Below are 24,416 nucleotides of genomic sequence, written 5' to 3'. Positions count from 1 at the left end.
ATGGTTTCCTCCCTTGTTTTTTCAGCAGGAAGACAGCAACCTCTGCGCAAATCGCAATGGGGTGACCAATGCCGTCAAAAACCATCGACCATGCCTTCACCGCAACGACGCTGACATCGGCCGCCACCGATCCGACCCATGCGGGTGTGCTCTCCTTCATGCGGCGCAAATATACCAAGAGCCTCAAGGGCGTATCCACGGCCATCTGGGGTATTCCCTTCGATGCGGCCACCTCCAACCGGCCGGGCGCCCGTTTCGGGCCGCAGGCGATCCGCCGCGCCTCGGCGATCTTCGACAACGATCCGCAATATCCTTTCGCGCGTGATCTCTTCGCCCATATGCCGACCATCGACTATGGCGACTGTCTGCTGGACTATGGCAACCACTGGAAAACGCCTGATACGATCGAAAAGGAAGCGCGCCGGATCATTTCCAAGACGGATTACCTGCTGACGCTCGGCGGCGATCACTTCATTACCTGGCCGCTTTTGAAGGCGCATGTGGCCAAGCATGGGCCGCTGGCGCTGGTGCAGTTCGATGCGCATCAGGACACCTGGTTCGACGACGGCAAGCGCATCGACCACGGCTCCTTCGTGGCGCGCGCCGTGCGCGATGGCCTGATCGACCCCGACCGCTCCATCCAGATCGGCATCCGCACCCACGCGCCTGACGATTTCGGCATTCGCATTCTCCACGGTTACGAAGTTGAGGAAATGCGGGCGGGCGACATCGCCTCGCTCATCGTCAAGCACACGGCCGGCATGCCCACCTATCTGACCTTCGATATCGATTGCCTCGATCCCGCCTTCGCGCCAGGAACGGGCACGCCGGTGGCCGGCGGGCCGACCAGTGCTAAAATTCTCTCCGTTCTGCGCGGGCTTGGCCAGCTCGATATTCGCGGCTCGGACGTGGTGGAGGTCGCGCCCGCATATGACCATGCCGACATTACCGCCATTGCCGGAGCCACCGTTGCAATGTATATGCTTGGCCTGCGTGCCGAACGGCTGGCCAAGGCCGGCTGACAACACGGCCACAACTTAGAAAACTGATTCCGATTACCCTCGCAACCCTTTGAAAAGTCAGGACAAGGACATGACAGCGAAGATCTTCATCGATGGCGAACACGGCACCACGGGTCTGCAGATCCGCACGCGCCTTGCCGGTCGCCGCGATATCGAGCTGCTGTCCATACCCGAGGCCGAGCGCCGCAATGCCGCGATGCGCGAGGATATGCTCAACAATGCCGACATTTCGATCCTCTGCCTGCCGGACGATGCTTCCCGGGAAGCGGTCTCGATGGTGGCCGGCAATAACAATGTCCGTATCATCGATACCTCGACCGCCTATCGCGTCCATCAGGACTGGGCCTATGGCTTTGCCGAAATGAATAAGGAACAGGGCGAGAAGGTTCGTTCCGCCCGTCTCGTCGCCAATCCGGGCTGCTACCCGACCGGCGCGATCGCGCTTCTGCGCCCGCTGCGCGCCGCAGGCTTATTGCCGGACGGTTATCCGGTCAGCGTCAATGCGGTTTCCGGCTACACCGGCGGCGGCAAGCAGATGATCGCCCAGATGGAAGACCAGAGCCGCGATGACGCGATCAGCGCCAATAATTTCCTTTATGGCCTGACGCTCAAGCACAAGCATGTGCCGGAAATGACCATTCATGGCCAGCTCGACCGCGCACCGCTGTTTTCGCCTTCCGTCGGTCGTTTCCCGCAGGGCATGATCGTGCAGGTGCCGCTGTTTGCCGCCGACCTCAAGGAAGGCGCGACCGTCGAAGCGATCCATGCGGCGCTGACCGCCCACTATGCGGGACAGGACATCGTCAATGTGGTGCCGCTTGCCGAAAGCAAGGGGCTCGCGCGCATCGACGCCGAGGAATTGGCGGGCAAGGACACGATGAAGCTCTTCGTCTTCGGTACGCCGGGCGGCGAACACATCAACCTCGTCGCGCTGCTCGACAATCTCGGTAAGGGCGCATCCGGTGCTGCTGTGCAGAACATGGAGCTGATGCTCTCCGCATGAGACTTTTCTCATGAAGATTGCCCCACCCTCTTTTCCGGCCTCGTGGAATATCGAGGCCGCGAAGCCTATTGCCGATACGCCGGCCGGGGTGGTTTACGAGCTTACGCGCGGCGACGGCTCCCTTGCCGTCGCCAAGGTTCTGAAAAAGAAAGTACTGAAAGACAGTCTTCGCGGCGCGGATTTCATTAAATGGCGCGCCGGCGTCGGCTGCGTGGAGCTGCTCGACCGCTCCGACGATATTCTGCTGATGGAACATGCCGGCACGGAAACCCTGCGCGACGTGCTGTTTCGCGACGGCAACGACGACGCCACCACGGAAATCGCCGCCGATGTCCTGCTCAAATATCATCAGCCATCGCCGCAGTCGCCGCCTTCAAGCCTGCTGACGCTGCCGCTCTATTTCGAGAGCCTGTTCCGCAAGGCCGAACAGGACCGTACCGACGGCGTGGACAGCCCCTATATCGAGGCGGCCACGCTGGCGCAGGCACTGATCGACCGGCAGCGGGATGTGAAGCCGCTGCACGGCGATCTGCATCATGAGAATATCATGCGCAGTGAACGCGGCTGGATCATCATCGATCCGGCCGGCCTGATCGGCGATGCGGCGCTCGATGTCGCCAACATGTTCTCCAATCCGCTTGACCGTTTCGATCTCACCCGCAGCGAGGCGCGCATCGCCTCCATGGCGGCGATCTTTGCGAAGGCGCTGCAACGGGACGAACGGCTGTTGCTGCAATATGCCTTTGCCTATGGCTGCCTTTCTGCCGCGTGGCATGAAGAGGACGGCAATGCGGAGGAACGCGACAACGAACTCGCCGTCGCGGCCACCATCAAAACGGTGCTTGGGCAGTTCTAAACCGCTTCAGTCCCTGACTTCGACCGCAACGGGCGCCGGATATTCGCCGATGAAACCGCGCCAGTGGGCGACGGCGAAACCGAGCACGATCAGCGCCATGCCCTGATGGGCGAGCGCGACGTGAATATCCACATGCATCAAAAGCGTGGTGATGCCGAGCGCCGCCTGAATGGAGACGAGCACGAAGAACAGCACCGCGCGGCGAGCGTGTGGTGTGCCGGGCAAGGCGCGCGCCATCGACACCATATGCCACAGCGTGGCGGCAAACAGCGTATAGGCGCCGAGGCGGTGGACGAATTGCACCGTCTTGGGATTCTCGAAGAGGTTGATCCACCAGGGCTGTTGCAGGAAGAGATCGCCCGGCACCAGCGAGCCATCCATCAGCGGCCAGGTATTATAGGAAAGGCCGGCATTCAGCCCCGCCACCAATGCGCCGAGATAAATCTGGAAGAGACAGAGCACCGTCAGCAGCGCGGCAAAACCCCTGCCCGTCTTTTCGTCGGCGGCCTCGGGGGAATGATGCGACAGTCCGCGCAAAATCCACATGCAGCCCGCAAAGATGAGGCAGGCGATGGTCAGATGCGTGGCAAGACGATATTGCGAGACATCCGTGCGGTTGACGAGGCCTGAGGATACCATCCACCAGCCGATGAAGCCCTGAAAGCCGCCAAGCGCCAGAAGACCTACCAGTGGCAGGCGCAGGCGCTTTTCGACGCGGCCGGTGAGCCAGAAGAAGGCGAGCGGCAAAGCAAAGATGACGCCGATGGTGCGGGCAAGCAGGCGATGCGCCCATTCCCACCAGAAAATCGTCTTGAACTCGTTGAGCGACATGCCCTTGTTGATTTCCTGATATTGGGGAATGCGCTTGTAAAGCTGGAACTCCTCTTCCCATTCCGCAACGGAAAGCGGCGGAATGGCGCCGTGGATCGGCTTCCATTCGGTAATCGACAGGCCGGATTCGGTAAGCCGCGTGGCGCCGCCGACGAGGACCAGACAGAAGAGCGTGAAGAGCACGACGCGCAGCCAGATGCGCAGCAGGCGGCGGTCCTTTTCCTGTTTCTGCAGGGCAGCCTCCACCACCATTTCCGCAGAACCATTTGCCATCGTCATGCCGCTCGAACGCATCTTTCAGGTCTCCATCATACAGTCATGTTGATTAGCCCCAACCGGCACCACAAAACAAGGCCTCAGGGTTTGCGGCATGCGGTCGCGGCGCTATAGTCCCGCGCAGATACTCAATGACGGAAGACTTCATGCACCCTCGCCTCAGATCGCTTATCGGCACCATCGTCATCATCTGCCTCGTCGTCGTTTACGCCGTGGTGGCGACGGCCATCGCATCGGCGGCGCTGGCGCAATCGCCCTGGTGGGTGCATCTCGCTTATTTCGTCCTGACCGGAATCCTGTGGGTTCTGCCGGCGATGCTGATCATCAAATGGATGGCCGGACCCAAAAAGCAGGGTTAAGCGCCGACCACTGCATGACACCCTGAGGTCGCAATTTTATAAACCGATTGTTTGCCGCTCAGCGATATAGTCCGACCGAAGCAACCGGAGAGAGTGGATGGCGGCTGAGGGGCCGGTCTTTATCAGTGATGAGCAAGCGCCGACCGCCGTGCAAAACGAGCGGCGGGGTGCTGATCGTCTGTTGATCGATCTGGTCGATGACGCCTCCACCATCCGTGCCGACTGGGAGCGGCTGGAAAACGACCCGCTCAATTCACTGCATCAGGGTTTCGGCTGGTGCTCCATCTGGGCGCAGACGCAGAATAGCGCGCTCCTGACGCTTCGCGGCCGGCAGGGCGGCAAGACGATCTTTCTGCTGCCGCTCGAAATCGTACTGGAAGGCGGCATCCGCAAAGCGCGTTTTCCCGGCGGCCGTTTCAACAATATCAATACGGGGCTTTTCGACCCCTCCTTTGCCGAACAGGCCGGACAGGAAATCGCAGCGGCGATTGCCCGCGAAGCGCGGAAGCTGCTGCATGGCCGAGCCGATATTCTGGCCTTGCAGAACATACCGCTGACGTGGCGCGACAGGACCAATCCCCTCTCGCATCTGGCTTCCGTCGAAAACCAGAATCCGGCCTTCCAGCTTCCCCTGTTCGAAAGTTTCGAGGCCACCCTTCGGCAGGTCAATGCCAAGAGGCGACGGAAGAAATTCCGCATCCAGAGCCGAAGGGCCGAGGAAATGGGCGGTTACAGCCATGTGATCGCACGGTCGCCACAGGAAAAATGCGAATTGTTGCAGGCATTTTTCCGCCAGAAGGCTGCCCGTTTCGCCTCGCAGGGCATTCCGGATGTGTTTCGGGATCAATCGGTGCGGGATTTCTTCTACGATCTGGCCAATTTTCCCGAGACGGGCACGGATAGTCTGCTGGAGCTGCATGCCATTCGCCTGCATGGCGAAAACGAGGGCGTCATCGCCGCGATAGCCGGCCTTTCTCGCAAGCAGGATCACATCATCTGCCAGTTCGGTTCGATCGATGAATCCGTTTCGGAACTCAGCCCCGGTGAATTGCTGTTCTGGCTGATGATCGAAAGGGCATGTCGCGAAAAGGCGGCGATCTTCGATTTCGGCGTCGGCGACCAGCTCTACAAACGCAGCTGGTGCCCGCTTTTCACCGTGCAGCACGATATATTCCTGCCGGTGACGTTGAAGGGTCGTGTTGCGGCCTCGGCCTATGTCGCCATCGCCCGGACGAAGAGCCTGATCAAATCCAATCCGGCGCTTTATGCGCTCATTCAGCGTTTTCGCGCCGGACGCTCGAAGATGGACACCGCCATCGACTGAGCAGGGTTTTGCCGCACCTCAGGCCGCGCTCAGATGGTCCGGCTTGCGCATGCCGGTCATCGGCAATGCCTGTTCATAGCCCTCAGCAACCAGTTCACCGAGCGTCTTTTCCAACAATTCGCTATCCTTGCCGGGAACCGAGACGATGATTTCCGCCGGCAGGTTGCGCAGCATTTTCCCGAGGCTCGAAATCTGCACCGCGCCGCATTCGACGAGGACGGTATCATAAGCGTCGGAGAGTGCGCCGAGGATCATCGTCAGACGGTCTATCGCGCGCATGGCCTCACGCGGCTGCGCATTGCCGCGCGGCACGATATGGGCGTCGGACAGGCGGTCGCCGTGAATGGTTTCACCGAAGGCGGCCGCGCCCGCCAGAAGGTCCATGACACCGGGAAGCCCGGCTTCCGGCGCCATCAACCGCGTCGGACAGGCTGACGCCGTCATGTCGACGAGAACGACCGAACGGCCCATTTCGGACAAAGCGCGCGCCAGCATGACGGACGTGGTCGAGCCGCTATCGCCGGCCGGAGACACGATTGCGGCGACCGGTTTGGCAAGGCGGGTGGCGAGGAAACCTGCAACGGCGTCGATGGAGAAATCGTCATCGGTGTCGACTTCCTCTTCCACTGCCTCCTCTTTCGCAGCCGCGACATCCTCCACCGGCAAGGCCGGCATAGCAGCAGCAGCGACGGCCGGTACATGCCGTTCTTCCTCTTCGGCAACGGGCTGGTATGCCGCGACCGGCATGGCCCGCGCAGCAGGCTGCGTGGTTTCATGGCGCGCGGCTACAGGCTGTTCCGGCACGTCCGTAGTCTTGTCCGGATCGGCTGGAGCACGCGAAGGAGAAGGCGGATCGGAGAGCGGCGGAACCTGATTCCTGCCCATCGGTTTCAAAGCCCGGCCGGTGAAAAGCTCCACCAGCATGACGACGATGCAGGACAGCAGAAACGCCGCCAGCGTCACGACGATGGTGATGGCGCCGGTCTTCGGGAAATAGGGTTCGCGCGGCTCCACCGCCGTTGAGATGACGCGTGCATCGGCCGGCGTGGAATCCACCGAGCCGGCGCGCGACGTCGCTTCGCGGTAACGGGCAAGATAGGTTTCCAGAAGCTGCCTTTGCGCCGAGGCTTCCCGCTCCAGATCGTTGAGACCGACCTGCTGTTCGCCCGCACGCACGCTTTCCGATTTCAGCATGTTTAGCTGCTGGACCAGTTGCCGTTCCCGCAGGCGCGAAACATTGGCCTCGTTTTCGAGACTTGCCAGCACCTTGCGGGTCTCTTCCTGAATCTGCCGCTGTATGCCGTCGAGCTGGTTGCGCAGCGCGCGGATACGCGGATGGCCTTCCAGCAGCGAGGACGAGAGATCGGAAATCTGGCTGCGGATCGTCGTTTCGTTTTCCTTCAGCCTCTGGATCGTCGGGGAACCGACGACATCGGGAAAAGTATCGAGCGGGCGGCCGCTTGCAAGCGCGCTGCGCACGCCTTCCGCCCGCGCCTCCGCATTGGCGCGCTCTCCGCGGATACGGCCGAGTTCGGTGGAGATATCGCCGAGCTGGCGGGTGGCGAGCGTTTCGCCCTGCCCCGCCGAGAGAAGATCGGAGGAGGCGCGGTAATCCGCGACCTTCCTGTCGGCCTCGCGCACCTTTTCGCGCAGATTGGCGATTTCCGGCTCCAGCCAGCGCGCCGCTTCCGTGCTTGTATCCAGCTTCGCGCCGCTTTGCAGGGCGATATAGGCCTTCATCATCTCATTGGGGATGGCGGCGGCAAGCTTGGGGTCCTGCGAGGAAAATTCGACCGTGATGACGCGCGAGCTTTCGACCTGATAGACCTGCAGCTTTTCCCGGAAGGCCTTCAGCACCCGCTCTTCGGGCAGTACCTGAAGCGGGTCCTTCTTGACGCCGACGGCGACCAGGAGCTGCGAGATGAGCGAAGGATGGGCCTCCGGATCGAACTCATCCAGCTCGTAGAGCTTCATGTCTTTGGCGACCTGCTTGATGAGGTCGACCGATTGCAGGATCTGCACCTGGCTGGAAACGGTCAATTCATCGAGCACGGGTTCGGCCGGCGCATTGGACTGCTGCGAGGCGCCGAAGGAGGCCGCGCGGGATTCGATCAGCACGCGCGCCTCGCCCTTGTAGGCGGGCGACATCATGCTTGAGATCACGAAGGCGGCGCCCCCGGCCAGAAGCGTGATCGCCGCGATCCGGCCCTTGCGCTGCCATATGGCCGCGACAAGCTGCGCAAGATCGATATCCACATCCCTGTCGTCAATGCGATCGCCGTTCATGCGGGCTCCGTAACCGAGACAAACCTCGGGCGCTCAAATATAGATGGTCAATTTTCGCGAAGTTTAAGTCTTGCCGGTAACACAACAGTTAATCCCGGCGAATCCGACGAAATAAAGCCGATATTACCACCGCTCGCGCTGCTCGTTTACCGCACATTAACCCTAACAGAACGATAAGAATGATCAAAGTTCGACTCGGAGCCAGATGAGATGCCGCTCGCCGGATCACGACATGTCACCGCACTGACGCTCGCCGTTCTGACGGCCCTTTCCGGCTGCGCGGCATATCAACCCGCTCCGAGGTCCTTCAACGAGGCCGCCCTGCAACCCTATCATGTCGATAGCGGCGACAGGCTGCGCATCAACGTGTTCGAGCAGACCGGGCTGACCAATACCTATACGGTCGATCAGGCCGGCTATGTCGCCTTCCCGCTCGTCGGCCAGGTTCCGGCACGCGGCAAGACCCTGCCGCAGCTCGAAGCCGCCATCGCCGCCAAACTGCGCCAGGGTTATCTTCGCGATCCGGACGTGACGATCGAGATCGACCGTTATCGCCCGGTCTTCATCATGGGCGAAGTCGGCCGTCCCGGCCAATATTCCTATGTGCCGGGCATGACCGTGCAAAACGCCATCGCTATTGCCGGCGGCTTCACCCCGCGCGCCAATCAGGCCGATGTCGACATCACCCGCAAGATCAATGCCGAGGTGATGACCGGCCGGATCGGGATCACCGCGCCCATTCTGGCCGGCGATACCGTCTATGTGCGTGAACGCTTCTTCTGAAAACGGAGTGGCGAACGTGTCGGATGACGGCCCTCCCCTGCGCATCATTCACTGCTTCCGCTCCCCGGTGGGCGGTGTCTTCCGCCATGTGCGCGACCTCATCGAAGAACATGTGAAACAGGGCCACAAGGTCGGCATCGTCTGCGACAGCTCCACCGGCGGCGCGCATGAGGAACGGCTTTTCGCACAGATCACGCCGATGCTGGAGCTTGGCCTCACCCGCCTGCCCATCCGGCGGTCCATCAGCCCCGGCGACCTCATGGCGCTGTGGAAATCCTACAAGCACATCAAAAGTTTGCGGCCGGACATTCTGCACGGGCACAGCGCCAAGGGTGGCGCTCTTGCCCGGCTGATCGGCTCACTCCTGCGGGCAAACAGGTATCGCGTAGCCCGCCTCTATTCACCGCATGGCGGCAGCCTGCATTACGCCAGAAACAGCCTCAAGGGGCAGCTTTTCCTGCGGCTGGAGCGGTTTCAGGAGCATTTCACCGATGCGCTCTGTTTCGTCTGCAATTTCGAGCAGGCGACTTACGAGGCCAAGGTTGGCAGGCCGCGCACTCGAACCGCGATGATCTATAACGGCGTGCAGGAAAGCGAGTTCGAAACCGTACCCGCCCGCGAAGATGCGGCCCGTTTTCTCTATATCGGCATGTTGCGCGACCTCAAGGGACCGGATGTCTTCATCAGGGCATTTGCAAAAATGGAACGCAGCATCGGCCAGCCGATGACCGGTGTGATCGTCGGCGACGGACCGGACAGGGACAAATATGCGGCGATGATCGACAAGGCTGGGCTTTCCCGACGGATTTCTATGCATGCGGCAATGCCCGCCAGGCAGGCCTTCGAATTGGCAACGACAGTGGTGGTGCCGTCGCGCGCCGAAGCCATGCCCTATATCGTGCTCGAAGCGCTTGCGGCGGGAAAAACGGTCATTGCCTCGCATGTCGGCGGCATTCCCGAAGTCCTTGGAGAAGACAGCGAGGCGCTCGTACCGGCTGGCGACGCCGATGCGCTGGCGCGGATCATGGTCAAGGATGCCGAGGATGCCGGCTGGGCGCAGCGGATCATGCCTCGCCCGGACAGCTTCAAGGCGAAATTTTCAACCCCGGTCATGGCGGATGAGATGATGAAACTCTATCGCGACCTGTTATCGACCTAATAGCCATTTCAAAAACACGATTTTTAATTGTATATTCCGGCCGTCCTGTAGAAACTCATCATAAACGTTTCTTAGCATGTTTCGGCTAGTTTTCTGCTCGTAGAGCGCGCGTGTCCATTCGGATGCACAAAGGGCGCTCTACCACTTTGAGGTTGCGCATCGTTCCGGTCGAAAATCCAATGCGATTTTAAGGCCGATGCGCTGGAGGGTGCGGACCAAGGCAATGACCAAGACTGACAAGGACAGGCTGCAATTCGATCTGGCGTCATTGCGCAAGAAACTCTCCGACCATGAAGCCGGCGGGGCTTCGGCCTCCGAAACCGTCGTTCTCAATCCGCTTGCACGGCAGATCGCCAACCAGCTTCGCGCCGGCAACCATTCACCCAACATGGTGATCGGGCAATTGCGGCTTCTGGAATTCACGATGCTCGTCGTCATCGCCGCCATCGTCAACGGCATCGCAGCCGATCGCGGTCTCGAAACCTTTCTGTCGGTTTTCGGCGGCGGCGTGCTGGGGGCGGCGCTCTGCGTGTTTCTGTTGCAGGCCGGTGATTGCTATCAGCTTCCGACGCTGCGCACGCCGCTGAAGATGTTCGCCCGCATTCAGGGCGCAGTGTGCCTTTCCTTCGTGGGAATTGCCTGTTTCCTTCTCCTCTTCTTTCCCGATGCGCTGCATTCCTGGCAGGCCTTCGGCATCTGGTATGCAACGGGTGCGGTCGCAATCTTCGCCGGGCGGCTGATCCTCGGCTTCGCCATTCGCCACTGGGGCCGCAACGGCGTCATGGAACGCCGTGCCGTCATCGTCGGCGGCGGCGATACCGCCAAGGACCTTATCCGCTCGCTGGAGCAGCAGTCCGATAACGATATCCGCATCTGCGGTATCTTCGATGACCGGAAAAGCGCCCGTTCTCCCGAGGTTGTCGCCGGCTATCCCAAGCTCGGAACCTTTGCGGAGCTGGTGGAATTTGCCCGGCTGACGAAGCTGGACATGCTGATCATCGCCCTGCCGCTCAGCGCCGAGGCGCGCATTCTCCAGCTTCTGCGCAAGCTGTGGGTGCTGCCGGTCGATATCCGCATCGCGGCGCATGCCAATAAATTGCGTTTCCGCCCCCGCGCCTATTCCCATGTCGGCAAGGTGCCGATGCTCGATGTGTTCGACAAGCCGATCCGCGACTGGGATTCGGTGGCGAAACGGGTGTTCGACATCACCTTCAGCCTCATCGGCATCGCCCTTTTATGGCCGGTGATGGTGGGCGCGGGAATTGCCGTGAAAACAACCTCGAAAGGCCCGGTCCTTTTCAAGCAGAAGCGCCACGGCTTCAACAATGAGACGATCAACGTCTGGAAGTTCCGATCCATGTATACGGAACTCAGCGATCCGACCGCGAAAAAGGCCGTGACGAAGAACGACCCGCGCGTCACGCCCGTCGGCCGCTTCCTGCGCAAATCCTCGATGGACGAGCTGCCGCAGCTTTTCAACGTTCTTTACGGCGACCTTTCGCTCGTCGGACCGCGCCCGCATGCCGTTCATGCCCAGACGGGCGACCTGAAATATACCGAGGTGGTGGAGCACTATTTCGCGCGCCACAAGGTCAAGCCCGGTGTTACCGGCTGGGCGCAGATCAACGGCTGGCGCGGCGAGATCGACCATGGCGACAAGATCAAGTTCCGCACCGAATACGATCTCTATTACATCGAGAACTGGTCGTTGTTCCTCGATCTGAAAATCCTGTTCCTCACGCCGATACGGCTGCTGAAATCGGAAAACGCCTATTGACCCACACCGGCTACCAGCACGCACCGGATTTCGACGCGCCGCTGGCCGCCATGCGGCTCGTCGGTTCGTTCTTCATCGCATTCGGCGTGTTCCTTTCCGGTTTCGTCATTTCCGAGCCGGCGCCCTATGAGCTGATGATGGTGGGACAGGTGGCCCTGTGGTTCCTGCTCGGCCTTCGCCTTTCGCGCACCGTCATCCTGCTTCTGTGCCTGCTGCTTGCCTTCAATGTCGGCGGTTATCTTTCGCTCACCACCATGGCCGATCTGGATGAGGGACCGCTTTATCTCGCCGTCTCGACCTTTCTGGCGCTGACCTCGGTTTTCTATGCAGCGATCATAGAGGACAAATACCAGCGGCTGCTTTTGATTTTCCGGGCCTGGCTTGCGGCGGCGCTGATCACCGCCCTGCTCGGCATCATCGGATATTTCCACGCCATTCCGGGTTTCGAGGTCTTCACCCTTTACGACCGCGCCAAGGGCGCCTTTCAGGACCCGAACGTTTTCGGTCCCTTTCTGGTGACGCCCTCGCTCTACCTCATTTACGGCCTTCTCACCGGCAAGGCGATGCATGCACCCTGGCGGATCGCCGGGCTGCTCATCCTGTCGCTTGCTGTGTTCCTGTCGTTCTCGCGCGCGGCCTGGGGCCTGTTTCTGTTCGCCACCATCCTCCTCGTCTTCGTGATGCTGCTGAAGGAGCGGACGGCCGCGTTTCGCCTGAAAATCCTCGTGCTGTTTCTCGTCGCCGCCGGGCTGATGGTCGCGGCGGTCATCATCGCGCTGCAGTTCAAGCAGGTGGCGGATCTGTTCTCCAGCCGCGCTTCGGCGGTACAATCTTATGACGGCGGCCATCTCGGACGTTTTGCCCGCCACTATCTCGGCTTCCTGCTCGCCATGGAACACCCGCTCGGTATCGGCCCCATGGTGTTCGACAATATCTTTCCCGCCGCCGAACATAATATCTGGCTGAAGAGCCTGACGACGCATGGCTGGTTCGGTTTCGTGATCTATCTGGTTCTGATCTGCTGGACCATTGCCGCCGGGTTCAGGTACCTGCTGCGGCCACGGCCCTGGCAGCCGTTCCTCATCATTTCCTGGGTAACTTTCGTGGGACATGTGATGATCGGCGCCGTCATCGATACCGACCACTGGCGACACTTCTTCCTGCTGCTCGGCATATTGTGGGGATGCATGGCGCTTGAAAAACGCGAAAGCCTGCGCCGCCGCACGCGTGCCGCCTAAAACGCTTGCCCTTACGGAACCTTACGCCATTTCATGCGTTTAGCCCCGGATTCTGATTGTCAAACGGGGAGACATCTTAATGACGCAGACCAATAATCTCTATCTCATCATCGGCGCGCTCATCGTGGTCATCGCAGGCCTCGGCATCTATGTCTGGCACGAGGAAAGCAAGCCGAAGGGGATCGAGATGAATATCGGCCCGAACGGCGTCTCCGTTCAGGAGAACTGATCCGCAAGCGTCGCGCAAAGTCCGACCATTAAGACCGGGTGCATCCCAAGCCGAACACGGCAGGGATTCGCCCGGTCTTCTTATGAGAGGAGACGAAAGGCGGGATCGATGCCCGCCGAGCCGGTTCGGTACGAATGATGCGTATCGCCCGATCAAGGAAACAGCTAGCGCAATGGTCTTCTCCATCGACCTGTCCACACGCCTCACCGCCACCAGACTGGCCCTCAAGGCCATCAAGGAGCAGGAAGACAATTCCGCCGCCACATCCTCCTCCTCGACGCGGACGTCTCTCCTCGATTCCTACGGGCTGGACACCTCCTCCTCGTCTTCCACCAACACGCGGCTCACGCAGCTTCTGGCGCAATATGCCCAGACCTCGAACGAGGATGCGCAGACCGACGACACGGACACCCAGCTTTCTTCCGGCGATATTACCAAGGCCGATTTCATGAAGGAGCTGAAGGAGACGCTGGAAGAACTGACCGCGGATCCGGACAAGGCTTCGCAGGCCAAGGCCATGCTGGAGGCTTTGACGGCCGGCACGCTGACCGTCTCCGATCCCGCCGAGGGTGCGCAAATCAAGGCCTGGGATGTGGCCTCCGATACAGAAACCACCTCCAGACCGGCCACGGATATCGCCATGACGGGGTGGAGCGACTTTCTAAAAGACCATCTCAAGCGCGACGGCTCGGCCTATGCGAGAAGCGAAACCGGCGCCTATGTCGATACCGTTTCCGGCGACAACGCGTTTTTCGGCAGCGTCGGCAGCCGCTATTATTATCTCACCTGGCCGCAGGCGAAAAACGGCACTTTGACCGTATAAGCCGAATTCCCCGATGCCCGAACGGATGGCTGCGACATGGAACCTGCCGCAGCCTCACTTTCATCGTCTGCTCAGACGGCAGGCGCGGCAGCCGGTTCGGCTCCGCCGGAAAGCGCCTTTTGCAACTGCGCTTCCTGCGCCGGCGACAGCGACGTCTTGATGACCCGCCCGCGCAGGCCTTCGAATTCCGCCAGCACCTTTTCCGGCTGCACCTTACGGATCAGCACGAACAGCGCCGAAGAACCGTTGGGGATGGTCTCGCCGAGCGATTTGATGAAATCGTCATCGATACCGAAATCCGTCAGCGAGCCCGCAAGAGCGCCCGTGCCGGCACCGATGGCGCCGCCGATGGCAAATCCCGCCAGCGGATTGAGGAACAGCAGGCCGACGAGGCCGCCCCAGAGACCGCCGGACAGGAAACCGGAGCTTGCGCCGATCGCCGTCAGATTGACGCTCTGTTTCAGATGCACCTTGCCATCTTCATCGCAAATGACAATTGAACACTTATTAAGAAATAATTCCAATGGTTTAGATCAAAATATATTTCATATACCCCGTTGCGTACCCCGCAGTATCGACCCATTATGTGCGCATGATGAAAGGCGCGCACGATGTCGATACCTGCACCACCTCCCCCTCCGCCGATCCCCTTGGCACTCAAAAGGGCCTTGCGTGGATTCACGGCTGAGCAAGTCAAGGAGGCTCGGGCAACATTGACGACGCTGGCGAAGTCCTGCCCTGACTACAGAACTCGCAAGGAGGCTGCGGAGTATATTGACAAGGCCGCACGCGTGGACGACGCCGAGCTATTCAGCGGTGATCCTGATGCTCTCAAGCAGTTGGCAGAACTCCCGCTTGAGCAACAGACGGCAGCGGGAATGCAGCTTTACGCGCAGCAGCTAATCACGCGGCCCGACCTCGATATGGTTCTTAAGGCTGTCGCGGCGGATCAATCGGCGAAACTTCTCGACATGGAACGCGCCCGCATCGCCCTTGAGCGCGAGAACAAGGACCTTGTTCACCAGTTACAGCATGGGCGGAGAATTGATGGGGCAGTCAACACATGAACGTTGCCGATGCCGTCATTGATCGAATCCAACAGCGCCGTACAAAGCTCGAACGTGCTGGCATCTTCACGCCGGATGCTAAGGTCGCAACAAACTCAGCGCTGAGTATTTGGCAGATTGGCGAGTACGGTGACGCCTTCCGGTGTTTCGATACACCCCCTGTGGAACAGGCATCCCAAACCGTTCTCGTCATACCGGCAGCCAAATTCCTCCCGGAAAGACCTGACTGGATCGAACAAATTCCGGACGACATGTGGATTGCAGGTTTCGCGCATCTGGACGTCCTGCCTGAACAACAACCGCGCATTCCCGTGCTGGTCGATGCGCCCGCGAACCCTGAGCAGCCCACCCGCGAGAACGCAGACACTGCAAGTATCACAGGGGTCACACACGTTGATGCCCCTGCCCCGAAGGCTACGCGTCCCGATGAAATAGACAGGAACGCCGTTCTAGTCGATCTCCAGAAATACAAGGAAGCGAACCGTGACAGGACACGGGCGCGTAAAGCCGAAATTGCAGCGGAGCTTAATGCAGAAATAGACGAGATTCTTGCCTCTCTGCGTGACGACAAAAAACCGAACATTGCACGGCCGATAGGCCTTTCAGCCGCAGGAAGAGAACATGCGAGCGATATTACGACCAGTTAAGCCCGGAGAACGTACCTATGCAGATGCCATGCACGAGAACGCGCTAAGGCGCATTGCGCAGCGTGAGATGTCGCGTCGGGATCGCGTCATTGCGGATGCCGAATATGAGCGGGCGCTCCGACGCCGTACCAACATAGTACGAGATGCCTCCCCTTACGAGCAGGCCGCACAGGGTATCCGGCAACGCGTGTGGTACGGGCATGAGGGTTTGCTTTCCCGCGTCAAGAACTGGTTCGTAAAGGTGGCATAACATGCGACAGGAACAGGCAATAAAACCGAATGGTATCGAGCGACGCGGAAACAAGACACTCATAACGCTCGATGGCGACACCATGACAGCAACCGAATGGGCTGTGGAGTTGGATATCCCAGTGTCCCTTATATATGCCCGCCGCAGCGCAGGCGTCACGAATGTATACGATCTACTCAGCCGGCATCGATTAAATAATAGACAAATATAATCGCAAAAGCATCGATTAACTAAAAGTATAGTTGTGAACATTTTCAACAAAATAACATCGTTCCAAAAGTAATACTTGACAATACTTCACATTTCCGCGCATCGTTGCATCAAACGAGGCAAAATCTCTTGCAGATTCATGTGCTTTTCCGGATGGCTCATGTAGCCTTAGTATAGTCCGACTCGCACGCCTCTCCCACCATGCGGAGAGTGAGACATGAAACAATCCGAACTTGAAAAGCTGCTGATTAGCCGGGACTATGTAAAGTCCCGCAACGACGCCAACGCGGTCAGCAACATCATCAAACACGCAGCGACTCCGGACGGCGCGATCAGCATGCTGAAGCGCGCAGGCTATGCGAACGCCGAAACACTCGTGCGCGCATCGGCCACATACGACGGCTGGTTGCACAAGCGCGTCGTCAAGTGGGACGGCACGGGCGAGAAGGTGCGGCCCCCTGTGGCACTTGAGGACAACCACGACCCTTTTGACGTTGCCGCGACCATTGCGAAGGTTTCCTTGATGGCAAAGGTTGCGGCGCTCGAATGCCACGCAATTTCCCTGTCCACCGAAACCATCGGCTCGCTTGTCAAATCGTTCGCAATGTCAAGTGCCGGTGCAGTGTTCAAGTTCGCACCGTCCGAGACAGGCGCTATCAAGGGCTATGCATCAACTCCCGCGATGGACCTGTCCCGCCACGTCGTCATGAATGGCGCTTTTACGGAGTCCATCAAGAAGCGTGGCCTGACCGGTCCGGAAGGCATTAAGCTCCTGCTCGATCACGATGCCAGCAAGCCGGCGGGCGCCATCACGTCACTGCGATACGATGCAACTGGTCTCGCAATCGGCGCGCAACTGGCTCTGGACATTGGTTACGTCACGGATCGGTACGCGGCGATCCTCGCAGCAGGGGGGCTATCCTTTAGTGTCGGGTTCTTCCTACAGGACTCCGAATGGAAGGAGGACGCGAATAAGCGCGAATATCTCCAGATCAACAGGGGTGACCTTTTCGAGGTGTCAGTTGTGACCTTCCCGGCCAATCCCGCGGCACAGATGAGGTAATCATGTCAGCGAAGATGACAGAGACCGGCAACAAGTGGGTTGCTGAGACGCGTGCGAATTTCGCAAAGGTTGCCAATGGGCAGTACCTGTCGCGCACGACCAACAAACCAACGCAGACGGTTGCCGTGCCCCCCATACAGCCCTCGGAAGGTGACGACAAATGAGTTGCCTCTATATCATGCTGCGAGTGCTCGCCATGATGAGCAATCTTCAAACCCCTCGCGGCGTCAATACACTCTCCGCGCTACGGACTATCCTACTTACCCTCGCAGACAGTGGTAGCTTTTGCTCAAGAAGCAACTGGCGAGTTCCGGGCACTCGACCTGCCACAAGGGGTGTCAACTGATGGCGCAGATTGTGCTTCACATTTACCCGACCGGCAATGAGTGGACATTGGACGCGAACACCATTGCAGCATGCCGGGAATACCGGACAATCATTGCACAGCGCAAGAAGTATCTTATTGACCTTGATGAGCAAAAAGCCGCTGACAGGCTGGTTGTTCCTGAGGATGAGCTTCGCCGTGCTATCGTGTACTTGTTCAGCGTTGCCTGCCAATGCATGAGCCAACACCACACCCGCGTTATGGAGACACCTGACGAGGTGCGCGCCTTGATTTCCGCGGCAAACCTTGCACATGACGCATGTGTTACCGCCGCACGCAATGCCGCTATCAGTGCCATCAATGAGATTCACGCGGCAGTTTTTCCTGCGAGCCCCGAAGAGCAGGCACTCTACGTTAACGCACTAGCCGACATCGAACGGACTTACACACAGGCTTTAAGTGCAGGCACAGCTTGCGCGGGGGACGTGACCTGCACCACCGCGACGGAATCCTTTACGCAGCGCGTTGACAAATACGAGGAGGACGTGGCGCACCTTCCCGCGCCCCTAAGCATGGTCTATCGGACGGACTACTGGGGTGGTTATGCGAGCTTCATGACTTTCCCTACCGGCACTCTGGAAGGCGATCTCGCGGTCATAGTCAATCACGTCTACAACCAAACTGGAAATGCTGCCGCCGTCGCAGTACCGGATGGCTGGAATCTCGCGATGTCCGGAAGCTCCGCTGATCTTCGTTATGCCGTTCAGATGGTCTACAAGGTTCTTACAGCGCAGGACATTGTGACCAATCGTGTTCCGCTTAGTGTCGGACAAACGACCGCAAATGGTTGCATGATCTTCAGACCGTCTCGCGCTATCAAGGCGGTGGTAATTGCCGACTCAGGTTTCGGCGTTGCCGGTCCTAACACCGAACCCCCGGCTTTCACGCTCGACGCCCCTGTGGCATCCACAAGCTCAGTAGCAATGCCCGTGTTGAGCACATTCTGCGCAGGTGAGGCTTATCCGTATACGGTAACGGAACCGAACATCTTTAATAACAGCACCCCAACCAGCGAGTATGCGTGGGACTACTATTACCATGGCCGTTACGATAACGCTGAGTTTGACATCGTGGTTATAAACAATCGGGTAGCTATGTCCTTCTCGGTCAGGAACAGCGGTGAGGACGGGATTTTGTCAGCACTCCCCAATGGGAATGCCAGCCTTGGGGCTTGCCTCGTCGTCAGTTGACCAACTCAACCCTGGCAACTGGGTGGCAGGGTGAGCGATATTTCCAGAACATGAACGCCAACCAATACATAGAGGTCTAGTTGTCATGCACAGAGGACCGCAGAATGCGCAAAATGATAAGAGGGTAATCAACGTGCGACACAAAGCAGTTGCCGCGTCACTGACGAAATATGCAGGGATTTTGACGTGTTTGGTTGCAGTCACGTACCTGACGACAATGAAGGCAGCATCCAATGCTGTTGATAGCGCCATGGCAGACCATAGGCAGCAGATAATCGCCGCCGTGGACAAACCGATTAGCCAACTCGAAGCCAAGCTGGCACAGCTCGAAAGCAGGCTGAATAACATGCATGCGCGGGATCTGGCAGCCTCCCGCTAAACGAATAGCCCCGCGACAGTTTGACTATCGCAGGGCTTTCCTTGTGTTTCTGCTCACTACCGAAGGATTAGCGCCGGAACATCGCGCCAGTCGGATCATTCGGTCCCGAGTAAACGGATTCACCTTCCCCGGATACGGCGTTGATGCGAGCCATCCGTTCCTGAATAGTGCGAGGCTCTGCCGCGAGGACCACAGGGGGGCTTACCAGAACTTCGTCGTCATCGTGAGAGTTGTAGACGTCGCCAACACCCTCAATGGGGATATCCGGCTGTTTGTGGATAATGAGCGCCAAGGAATCGTCACCGGCTACATATCTTACGTTTCCATCAAAGGCGCGGGCGACGATGGCTTCTAGATGATCCGCAGGAATCCCGGAACCGGTGCTTTCCGCGTACTTCGCGAGACGCGCCGCGCCGATACCTGTCACCTCGGCAAGGCTGATGACCTCGAATGCCGACATCGAATTGAGTTTCGCAACAACCTGCTTCCTGCCCTCACCGGGGATGGTATGCACTGCCATTTTTCATTTCCTTTCTGATTGATGGGTGGGGCTACACATCACGGAGAAAGCGACGCGTAGCCCCTACAGCATGGCACCCTGCTGCGCATGCTGATTGTGTTCAGTGATGCCAGTCGGGCAGTTCTCGCCTCTTGAGGCCGAGCGATCTGTCGGCATCGACAAATACCGGCGTGCTGTGTCCACGCTCGTAGTCATCGGGATGTTCAATTCGCATCCGCTCGTAGAAGTCATTCTGATGCCGTGACGAAATGTCATTGAACTGAAGCAGCGTTTGCATGTGCACCCGCAGCTTGCGCTCAACAGCCACGCCGATGGTTCCTTCCTCGTTGAGAATGATTTGGGGGAGCACATGCACCCGCGATTCCCACTCATGCGCAAGGAACTGAACGATGTCGGATTGCAATCCGCGAACCTGCTTGCCATCTTGTCGTAGAATTTGAAAGGCATGCCGTGCTTACATTCGATGTACTGGACGTGGTACTCGAACGGATGGTGATAAAGGTTCTCCTTGGTGACGCGTTCGAGCGCGTACTGCCAGAGACGTTGCAGGAACCAGAGTTCCGGCGGGAGCGGATAGAACGGGCCTTCCAGCGTGATGCCGTGACGCTTCACCATGACGTCTTGAAGGGGAATGGTCCCATGCACGAAGCATGCCATTGCAATTTCCCTTGGCATGCGGATAGGGCCAAAATGGATACCGATATGCGTGCCGTCCCATTCACGTTCCTGACCGAGTTTGGTTCTCATCGTGCACCCCCTGTGGTGTATGCCGCGAACATCGCAATTATCCTCGCTCAGAGCTTGACCAGCTTGACGTCGACTGCGTCATTGGCTGATGCGACATGCTGCACCGTCTCGTGTGCCACGACTGACACCTTGATGCCGAAGTGATCACAGAGCTTTTGCAGCGTCTCAATCGACGGCATGCGCCTATCAGCAATGATTGCGTACAGGGTCGGCACGGAAACGTCCGCGTCCACCGCGAGCTTCTCGAAGCCCTTGCGCGGTGCTGCCTTGATCTTGCGCTTTACACCCTCGACAAGCATGTAGAGGTTCATCGGGATAGCTGTACCTTCCGGTGTAAGTTCAGACACAGTATTGATTTCTCCATTATTCGTTATTTACAATGTAATAATGAATTATCATTTCCGTAAATAGAATTATCGTTTCCGATAACAAATATACTGACGCCAAACAATAAACCCTCCGAATCTACACTCGGAGGGCACCAATATTATTACAGGTAGATTCTCAGGGTATTTTTCTTTTGTCGTTCTTCAGACGAAAAATTCCAGTATCAAGGAAGGTTATTGATTGCGCTACGCATAATTTTTCAACCTCTGCTGCAACCCACGCTTCCGAGTTAAGACTACCCATAACAACATCGAAAGACGCGGCCACACTTTCATACCCATGCTCGTATAGCGCAGTCTCCTGCTTAGTCCTCGCTTGAGATATTTCATAATCCCACTCTGCGTACTTCTCGCCCATCTCAATCAAGGTCGAACAGTGATCGTATATCGCCTGAATTACACCCATTTCCACATGTTTTGATGCGGTTAGTTTTTCGGCCTGTGCAGGGGTTGCGGAAATAATTGCTGCAAGGGCGACCGCGAAGATTCTCATTTCTTGCTCCATGTTTTGTCAAAGATTCGTGCGAGCTTTTCAGCCCGAGATTCACGGCCTTCCGGCACCTGTGATTGTGTGGTTACAGGAGAGCTGCGGATCATGCGGTAGGCCGTGGATGCTGGACACCCCACTTTCCGAAGCTCCTTGATAAGATAATAGACGGCGCTGTTGTAGGCACGACATCCGGGCTCGACAGGGGTACTGAGGAACTTGTGAAAGATCATGCCAACATTGGCTGTCGCCAGATTGTAGGCCTCCTCATAAGTCATGTTCGGATCGAGGCACACACCCTGTGGAAGTCCCTCCGTCCGCCTGTCGATACCTTCGGAAACGAGAAGTTTGTGAACGACCTCCGTAATGTCGAGTAGCGGCAGATCGCGGCAAACGTCACCTGTCACTGTGACGAAGCCGTGATTGCAGAACAGATCAACGCAGCCCCGCAAATCGACACCGTTACCGATGCGATCTTCGATCTCGTCACCGAGGTCACCGTGATATGTCCCCATGATGTGACATCCCCTGCCCGATGGCGATGTTTCCGCATACGTGTGCGTAGAATTGTAGATGTCGAGCATCCAGCCGAACCGTGGGTCTTTCGGCCCACCAACCTTTTTCGCGTCAATGTCTATGGTCAGGACATTCGTTTTACGCGAATGGACGAACCCGACACCCCGCACGAGTGATTTAGGGTCATACCCCGGGGTTACCTTGCGTTCCGCGTCAGCGAGGGTGACCACGCGTGCGGCGCATTGGGGGTACGTTGACCACGTTTGATCGTCATCGGTCTTTGCCCAGCGCCCGTTAGGTTGAAGAGGTCGTTTCCGCGTGTCCGCGAACTCCCAATTAACCCACGTCCGGTGCTCGAATAGTGGTGACAGCGCCACAGGGGTCGTGTGCGTCATGATTGAGATGTCCACGCCGTGAATCTAAGAACCATAGTATTTCCCTTCGCGTTTCATGTGACAACACGATAATATGCAATGAAATAGATTTTCAATACAGTAAAAAATAAATAAAAAATCGTATAAACTCAAAAGTAATTTACGATACGATGTGTTATCGTCTCATAGTCTTATGCATTTACTTGAAAGGAAATGGAAGTGAAGCCTTCGGAATTCATTAACGCTATTCGCGTCCGGGCAAATGATGAGAGGTCCCTTGCGGCTATTTCGCGGGAACTCGATGTCGATTACCAGATATTTCAACGCTTCGTGGCAGGTAGCAAGCACTACTCTCGGGTATCCGACATCCTCGACAAGTTGGCCGCGCGTTATGGTTTCGAGATTTGCGAAGATGCGACGAAAGATCATAATGCGCCTTCCGCGCTGTAACGTGCGTGCGTCACATATTGAGGCAACCTTGTGCCTCCCGGTTGATCAAACCCGAAATGGTCCAAAAAAAACCCTCCGAGGGCGTAACTCGAAGGGTTTAAATGATCAACTACAATGCAAGGATTCCTTGTATTGCACAATATTGCAGTTAATGCAAGGAGTATTATTATGACAGACTTCAAACTAACCTTTAACGCAGAGAGCTATACTGCAAATGTAGTTCCGCTTGCACCACCTGTTACGCCTACTCCGGTAAGCCCAGAGTATGATACGACTCCAAGATTCGTCACAACGTTTCCTCCTGGGCCTGTCGGGGAACTCGCTCGCGAATATCTGGAAATGATGCCGTACCCCAATGAAACCATGGCAATCGGATGGGCGCTCACCGCCATCGCAGGTCTCACTCAGCGCTCGTACCACGCGAACGGTCTTGCCACGACGATCCATTTAATGACCCTCGCCGAGACTGGATCGGGTAAAGACATGACAACGAAAGGTCAGGCCACATTCATAGATCAAATTGGCATCGCAATTCAGCTTCCGGCACTAAGTGAAACCCTGATCGGCCCTGCCAATTTTGCGAGTGGCCCGGCAATCAAAAAACACATGGCAACGCATCCTCGTCAGTGGTCAGTGTTCAACGAGGCATCATTTCTGTTTCAAGAGATGCAAAATGACCGCGACACCCATGGGGCGAGCAAGAAGGCGGCACTGCTCGATATCAGATTTAAAAGCGACCTCGGCAAGCGGCAGGACGCGTATATCAACGCGTCCAAAGGGGACTCGGCAGTCAACGTATGTTACAGTCCGAGCCTGACTCTTCTGTGCGAGGGACAAGCTGACAGGTTCTACGCTTCGATTGACGAACAGTCTGCACGTGACGGCCTGATAAACAGATTCACAATCCTCGACTGCACTCGCAATCATCGCGGACTGCGGAACAAGCGGATGCGTCATGAATTCTCCGCCCCTGTGATAATGAAGTTTCTTCCTCTCGGTTCTAAGGTTGCGCGGGTCGTGGATGCGAACATTCGCCCGGACATGATCGAAGTCATGCTAGACCGGCACGCGGAAGCCTTATTGAACCAATATGAAGGGACAGTTGTTGATAAGCTGTCCCACGAGCGCGACCGCATAGAGTACGAAATTTTCAACCGATCACTTGCGCAGGCATGGTCAATCGCTGCCAGCCTCGCCATCCCGAATAATCCTGATGCCCCAGTAATTACCTATGCCGAGATGAACTGGGCTTTGGAATTCACGTATCGTGAACGCAAATGGATTCTCGACAAATACCGCGCGAATGAGACAGGTACGGGTGCCATTCAAAGAGTCGCCGCCTTGCGGAAGTGCCTGCTAGAATCCTTTCCGCGAAGCCAAAGTTCTCGCCTGTCCACGATTGCAAAGAAAAACGGCATTGTTCCTTACGCATGGATTCTCGATACTCTCGGAGGTTACGCAGCATTCAGAGCTATCGGAACAAAGGAACCTACTGATCTTTTGCGCGAGGCTATCGCAACACTCCTTGCCACAGGGGCATTAACCGATGTCGCACAGGAGAGCGCAAAGGAGCACGGGTTGTCTGGAAAATGCTACCAGATCGATTGGGATTTGTGCAAAAACAAGAAGTAAATCCATAGTCATCAAAAGAAGGTTGTTGGGTAAAAAGGGTGAAAAGGGGAGTCCACCCACCCTCACAAACAACCATAAAACCACTTGTATATTAGTAATCAATAGGATTAGACACACTACATTGAATTAACATACACAATCCCCAAT

At 57.5% G+C, this 24,416-nt stretch carries 26 protein-coding genes and 1 pseudogene; 19 read left to right on the top strand and 8 right to left on the bottom strand.

The window, feature by feature from the left end; all coding sequences use genetic code 11:
• The first annotated feature begins 68 nt into the window (after positions 1–68).
• From speB to ACQZ5N_RS01110, 3 genes are all read left to right on the top strand, one after another.
• Positions 69–1,022 (top strand): agmatinase, encoded by a 954-nt coding sequence (gene speB, locus ACQZ5N_RS01120; RefSeq protein WP_448731847.1) that lies wholly within the window; start codon positions 69–71, stop codon positions 1,020–1,022.
• A gap of 70 nt (positions 1,023–1,092) precedes the next feature.
• Positions 1,093–2,025 (top strand): N-acetyl-gamma-glutamyl-phosphate reductase, encoded by a 933-nt coding sequence (gene argC, locus ACQZ5N_RS01115; RefSeq protein WP_448731846.1) that lies wholly within the window; start codon positions 1,093–1,095, stop codon positions 2,023–2,025.
• Between the two features lie 10 nt (positions 2,026–2,035).
• Entirely contained in the window at positions 2,036–2,881 is an 846-nt protein-coding gene (locus tag ACQZ5N_RS01110) for an aminoglycoside phosphotransferase family protein (RefSeq protein ID WP_448731845.1), read from the top strand.
• 6 nt (positions 2,882–2,887) lie between these two features.
• On the opposite strand, the gene ACQZ5N_RS01105 is transcribed toward ACQZ5N_RS01110, so the two are convergent.
• The gene (locus ACQZ5N_RS01105; RefSeq protein ID WP_448732096.1) at positions 2,888–3,991 is read right to left on the bottom strand and encodes a COX15/CtaA family protein; all 1,104 of its coding nucleotides are present in this window, start codon (positions 3,989–3,991) and stop codon (positions 2,888–2,890) included.
• Between the two features lie 143 nt (positions 3,992–4,134).
• Between ACQZ5N_RS01105 and ACQZ5N_RS01100 the strand changes: the two genes are divergently transcribed.
• The gene (locus ACQZ5N_RS01100; RefSeq protein WP_020811154.1) at positions 4,135–4,347 is read left to right on the top strand and encodes a DUF2842 domain-containing protein; all 213 of its coding nucleotides are present in this window, start codon (positions 4,135–4,137) and stop codon (positions 4,345–4,347) included.
• A gap of 97 nt (positions 4,348–4,444) precedes the next feature.
• Positions 4,445–5,671 carry a polysaccharide biosynthesis GNAT family N-acetyltransferase UppA gene (gene uppA / locus ACQZ5N_RS01095; protein ID WP_448731844.1) on the top strand — a complete coding sequence of 409 codons (1,227 nt, stop codon included), beginning with the start codon at positions 4,445–4,447 and terminating at the stop codon, positions 5,669–5,671.
• Between the two features lie 18 nt (positions 5,672–5,689).
• Here the strand turns inward: uppA and uppB are convergent, their stop codons facing one another.
• Entirely contained in the window at positions 5,690–7,957 is a 2,268-nt protein-coding gene (uppB, locus tag ACQZ5N_RS01090; protein ID WP_448731843.1) for a polysaccharide biosynthesis protein UppB, read from the bottom strand.
• Between the two features lie 210 nt (positions 7,958–8,167).
• Between uppB and uppC the strand changes: the two genes are divergently transcribed.
• From uppC to ACQZ5N_RS01060, 6 genes are all read left to right on the top strand, one after another.
• On the top strand, positions 8,168–8,740 hold the full coding sequence (gene uppC, locus ACQZ5N_RS01085) for a polysaccharide export protein UppC (RefSeq protein ID WP_003521548.1): 573 nt from the start codon (positions 8,168–8,170) through the stop codon (positions 8,738–8,740).
• Between the two features lie 16 nt (positions 8,741–8,756).
• Positions 8,757–9,899 carry a polysaccharide biosynthesis type 4 glycosyltransferase UppD gene (gene uppD / locus ACQZ5N_RS01080; RefSeq protein ID WP_448731842.1) on the top strand — a complete coding sequence of 381 codons (1,143 nt, stop codon included), beginning with the start codon at positions 8,757–8,759 and terminating at the stop codon, positions 9,897–9,899.
• Positions 9,900–10,122: 223 nt separating this feature from the next.
• The gene (gene uppE, locus ACQZ5N_RS01075) at positions 10,123–11,676 is read left to right on the top strand and encodes a polysaccharide biosynthesis glycosyltransferase UppE (RefSeq protein ID WP_080852228.1); all 1,554 of its coding nucleotides are present in this window, start codon (positions 10,123–10,125) and stop codon (positions 11,674–11,676) included.
• A complete protein-coding gene (uppF, locus tag ACQZ5N_RS01070) occupies positions 11,673–12,914 on the top strand; it encodes a polysaccharide biosynthesis O-antigen ligase family protein UppF (protein WP_448731841.1) in 1,242 nt (413 codons plus the stop codon). Before uppE ends, uppF begins: the two co-directional genes overlap by 4 nt.
• Positions 12,915–12,993: 79 nt before the next feature.
• A complete protein-coding gene (locus ACQZ5N_RS01065; RefSeq protein WP_003521552.1) occupies positions 12,994–13,143 on the top strand; it encodes a hypothetical protein in 150 nt (49 codons plus the stop codon).
• A gap of 172 nt (positions 13,144–13,315) precedes the next feature.
• A complete protein-coding gene (locus ACQZ5N_RS01060; protein WP_448731840.1) occupies positions 13,316–13,966 on the top strand; it encodes a hypothetical protein in 651 nt (216 codons plus the stop codon).
• Between the two features lie 71 nt (positions 13,967–14,037).
• Here ACQZ5N_RS01060 and ACQZ5N_RS01055 read toward each other — a convergent pair.
• Positions 14,038–14,451, bottom strand: a pseudogene (locus tag ACQZ5N_RS01055) (DUF1269 domain-containing protein); the annotation flags it as partial.
• A 228-nt stretch (positions 14,452–14,679) separates the two neighbouring features.
• Here ACQZ5N_RS01055 and ACQZ5N_RS01050 point away from each other — a divergent pair.
• The 6 genes from ACQZ5N_RS01050 to ACQZ5N_RS01025 all read left to right on the top strand — a co-directional run bounded on the left by ACQZ5N_RS01050 (position 14,680) and on the right by ACQZ5N_RS01025 (position 19,157).
• Entirely contained in the window at positions 14,680–15,033 is a 354-nt protein-coding gene (locus ACQZ5N_RS01050; protein WP_448731839.1) for a hypothetical protein, read from the top strand.
• Positions 15,030–15,680: a hypothetical protein gene (locus tag ACQZ5N_RS01045; RefSeq protein ID WP_448731838.1), complete on the top strand. Its 651-nt coding sequence runs from the start codon at positions 15,030–15,032 to the stop codon at positions 15,678–15,680. Before ACQZ5N_RS01050 ends, ACQZ5N_RS01045 begins: the two co-directional genes overlap by 4 nt.
• 28 nt (positions 15,681–15,708) lie before the next feature.
• The gene (locus ACQZ5N_RS01040; RefSeq protein ID WP_448731837.1) at positions 15,709–15,930 is read left to right on the top strand and encodes a hypothetical protein; all 222 of its coding nucleotides are present in this window, start codon (positions 15,709–15,711) and stop codon (positions 15,928–15,930) included.
• 427 nt (positions 15,931–16,357) lie between these two features.
• Positions 16,358–17,203, top strand: a complete 846-nt coding sequence (locus ACQZ5N_RS01035) for an HK97 family phage prohead protease (RefSeq protein WP_448731836.1) — start codon at positions 16,358–16,360, stop codon at positions 17,201–17,203.
• A 345-nt stretch (positions 17,204–17,548) separates the two neighbouring features.
• The gene (locus ACQZ5N_RS01030) at positions 17,549–18,778 is read left to right on the top strand and encodes a hypothetical protein (protein WP_448731835.1); all 1,230 of its coding nucleotides are present in this window, start codon (positions 17,549–17,551) and stop codon (positions 18,776–18,778) included.
• 133 nt (positions 18,779–18,911) lie between these two features.
• On the top strand, positions 18,912–19,157 hold the full coding sequence (locus tag ACQZ5N_RS01025; protein WP_448731834.1) for a hypothetical protein: 246 nt from the start codon (positions 18,912–18,914) through the stop codon (positions 19,155–19,157).
• 67 nt (positions 19,158–19,224) lie between these two features.
• On the opposite strand, the gene ACQZ5N_RS01020 is transcribed toward ACQZ5N_RS01025, so the two are convergent.
• The 5 genes from ACQZ5N_RS01020 to ACQZ5N_RS01000 all read right to left on the bottom strand — a co-directional run bounded on the left by ACQZ5N_RS01020 (position 19,225) and on the right by ACQZ5N_RS01000 (position 22,208).
• Positions 19,225–19,677, bottom strand: a complete 453-nt coding sequence (locus tag ACQZ5N_RS01020; protein WP_448731833.1) for a hypothetical protein — start codon at positions 19,675–19,677, stop codon at positions 19,225–19,227.
• Positions 19,678–19,777: 100 nt separating this feature from the next.
• Complete coding sequence (locus ACQZ5N_RS01015; RefSeq protein WP_448731832.1) at positions 19,778–20,080, bottom strand: hypothetical protein; 303 nt, start codon at positions 20,078–20,080, stop codon at positions 19,778–19,780.
• A gap of 391 nt (positions 20,081–20,471) precedes the next feature.
• Positions 20,472–20,771: a helix-turn-helix domain-containing protein gene (locus tag ACQZ5N_RS01010; protein ID WP_448731831.1), complete on the bottom strand. Its 300-nt coding sequence runs from the start codon at positions 20,769–20,771 to the stop codon at positions 20,472–20,474.
• A gap of 157 nt (positions 20,772–20,928) precedes the next feature.
• Entirely contained in the window at positions 20,929–21,303 is a 375-nt protein-coding gene (locus tag ACQZ5N_RS01005) for a hypothetical protein (RefSeq protein ID WP_448731830.1), read from the bottom strand.
• Positions 21,300–22,208, bottom strand: coding sequence for a hypothetical protein (locus ACQZ5N_RS01000; protein WP_448731829.1), 909 nt, complete (start codon positions 22,206–22,208; stop codon positions 21,300–21,302). Before ACQZ5N_RS01000 ends, ACQZ5N_RS01005 begins: the two co-directional genes overlap by 4 nt.
• 198 nt (positions 22,209–22,406) lie before the next feature.
• Here ACQZ5N_RS01000 and ACQZ5N_RS00995 point away from each other — a divergent pair, with 198 nt between their 5' ends.
• Both ACQZ5N_RS00995 and ACQZ5N_RS00990 read left to right on the top strand, forming a co-directional pair.
• Positions 22,407–22,637 carry a hypothetical protein gene (locus ACQZ5N_RS00995; RefSeq protein WP_448731828.1) on the top strand — a complete coding sequence of 77 codons (231 nt, stop codon included), beginning with the start codon at positions 22,407–22,409 and terminating at the stop codon, positions 22,635–22,637.
• A 168-nt stretch (positions 22,638–22,805) separates the two neighbouring features.
• On the top strand, positions 22,806–24,269 hold the full coding sequence (locus ACQZ5N_RS00990) for a hypothetical protein (RefSeq protein ID WP_448731827.1): 1,464 nt from the start codon (positions 22,806–22,808) through the stop codon (positions 24,267–24,269).
• Positions 24,270–24,416: the final 147 nt, after the last annotated feature.

This window comes from Agrobacterium sp. 22-221-1, assembly GCF_053522445.1.
Note: the sequence above shows the minus strand (reverse complement) of the source record. Positions and strands in the feature narration are given on the sequence as shown.